Here is a 1,226-nt window from a genome sequence, read left to right on the forward strand (position 1 = left end):
TCTAGAGACTATTTAATATCCAATTATTTATAATTGTTTTTGTTAAAGTAGTCGAAGGAAAGGTTAGGACAGATTGACAGCTTAAAATTCAGACAAAGCAATATTTTTTCTTCTTCCTTCTACTTTCTTCCTTCTACTTTCTTCCTTCTTCCTTCTTCCTTCTTCCTTAAAATATAAATGCTAATTACTATAATGACCTGATACTCCCATCTCCAAATAATTAGAAATTTCCCGACAATAATCATTACATAACTGTGACATTCGGAAATCTTCACTACGAGGATAATTCACATCTATTTTGACATCTGCTACTACCCTACCAGGGCGGGCAGCCATAACAATTACTTGTTGAGATAAATACACCGCTTCATAAATATTGTGAGTGACAAAAACTACAGTCCAATTTCGTTCTTGCCATACCCTTAATAGATCGCTATTCAGTTTACTGCGAGTCATTTCATCTAAAGCTCCAAAAGGTTCATCCATTAAAACAATTCTTGGGTTAGTTACTAATGCTCTAGCAATAGAAACTCGCATCTTCATCCCACCTGATAGTTGTCGTGGGTAAGAACGTTCAAAACCATCTAATCCTACTAAATTAATGGCTTCTTGTACTATTGTTCGAGATTCTCTGAGAGATTTTCCTATTAATTTTAGAGGTAAATGTACGTTATCAATAACGTTAGACCAAGGCATTAAAGCTGGTTCTTGAAAGACAAAAGCTAATTCATTTTTATCCCGGTCTATATTTGATTCAACTTTTCCTGAACTAACTTCGCTTAATTTTGATATTAATCGCAATACTGTACTTTTTCCACAGCCAGAGGGACCAACAAAAGTCACAAATTTACCATGATTAATTGTAAAATTTATGTCTTGCAAAGCAATTGTTTTATTAGGATAAATTTTATTTACATGATGAAAGGAAATAGCAGTATTATTAGGATTATTCATATCTAAATCTAATATGATGGTGCTTTATTACTTTTTTTAAGTCTAACATAAATATCAATAATTTTTATGGGATAAAAATACTTGTTTGTGTGAAATGAGGTTGGCGATCGCTATTTTGAAGGTAAGTATTTACAACATTTTTTATAATAGTAAAATACTATTTTATTTTTAGATTAATCTCTGTTATACGATTTTGAAAAAAGAATGTTATAAAACTCTAGTTATAGGAAACAGGGAATAGGCAACAAAGTCTCAAACATTTATCAGACTGG

The 1,226-nt window shown here is 31.3% G+C and carries 1 protein-coding gene; it reads right to left on the reverse strand.

The window, feature by feature from the left end:
- Positions 1-180: 180 nt before the first annotated feature.
- Positions 181-954 carry an ABC transporter ATP-binding protein gene (locus tag F6K13_RS33935; RefSeq protein WP_124145877.1) on the reverse strand — a complete coding sequence of 258 codons (774 nt, stop codon included), beginning with the start codon at positions 952-954 and terminating at the stop codon, positions 181-183.
- Positions 955-1,226: the final 272 nt, after the last annotated feature.

Source organism: Okeania sp. SIO2B9 (genome assembly GCF_010672505.1).
GTDB classification, from domain to species: Bacteria; Cyanobacteriota; Cyanobacteriia; order Cyanobacteriales; family Microcoleaceae; genus Okeania; species Okeania hirsuta.